General features: G+C 47.0%; 1 protein-coding gene. It reads left to right on the top strand.

Annotated elements, in window-relative coordinates; all coding sequences use genetic code 11:
* Nucleotides 1-1,177 (top strand): elongation factor Tu (gene tuf / locus BCT34_RS03600; RefSeq protein WP_016783752.1); only part of this gene is annotated, 1,177 nt, incomplete at both ends.

The raw sequence follows: 1,177 nt of genomic DNA on the forward strand, positions 1-1,177 counted from the left end.
TGTCTAAAGAAAAATTTGAACGTACGAAACCGCACGTAAACGTTGGTACTATCGGCCACGTTGACCACGGTAAAACAACTCTAACTGCTGCTATCTGTACTACTCTTGCAAAAGTGTACGGCGGTGTTGCTAAAGATTTCGCATCTATCGATAACGCTCCAGAAGAGCGTGAGCGCGGTATCACAATCGCAACTTCTCACGTTGAGTACGACACTCCAGCACGTCACTACGCACACGTAGACTGTCCAGGACACGCGGATTATGTTAAAAACATGATCACTGGTGCTGCACAAATGGACGGCGGTATCCTAGTTGTTGCTGCGACTGACGGCCCTATGCCTCAAACTCGTGAGCACATCCTACTTGGTCGTCAAGTTGGTATCCCTTACATCATCGTATTCATGAACAAGTGTGACATGGTAGATGACGAAGAGCTACTTGAGCTAGTTGAGATGGAAGTTCGTGAACTTCTTTCTGAATACGACTTCCCAGGTGATGACCTACCAGTTATCCAAGGTTCTGCACTTGGCGCACTAAACGGCGAGAAGCAGTGGGAAGACAAGATCGTTGAGCTTGCAGAAGCACTAGATTCTTACATTCCTGAGCCAGAGCGTGCAGTAGACCAACCGTTCCTACTACCAATTGAAGATGTATTCTCAATTCAAGGTCGTGGTACTGTTGTAACTGGTCGTATCGAGCGCGGTATCCTACGTGTAGGTGACGAAGTAGAAATCGTTGGTATCAAAGAGACTACTCTTACTACTTGTACTGGTGTTGAAATGTTCCGTAAACTGCTTGACGAAGGTCGTGCAGGTGAGAACGTTGGTGCACTTCTACGTGGTACTAAGCGTGATGACGTTGAACGTGGTCAAGTACTTTCTGCGAAAGGTTCTATCAACCCACACACTAAGTTTGAGTCTGAAGTATACGTACTTTCTAAAGACGAAGGCGGCCGTCACACTCCTTTCTTCAAAGGTTACCGTCCACAGTTCTACTTCCGTACAACTGACGTAACAGGCGACATCACTCTACCAGAAGGCGTAGAAATGGTAATGCCAGGTGACAACGTTCAAATGACTGTTGAGCTAATCGCTCCAATCGCAATGGACGAAGGTCTACGTTTCGCAATCCGCGAAGGTGGCCGTACAGTTGGTGCTGGTGTTGTAGCTAAAATCTT

The organism is Vibrio sp. 10N.261.45.E2, assembly GCF_002875705.1.
Taxonomy (GTDB): Bacteria; Pseudomonadota; Gammaproteobacteria; order Enterobacterales; family Vibrionaceae; genus Vibrio.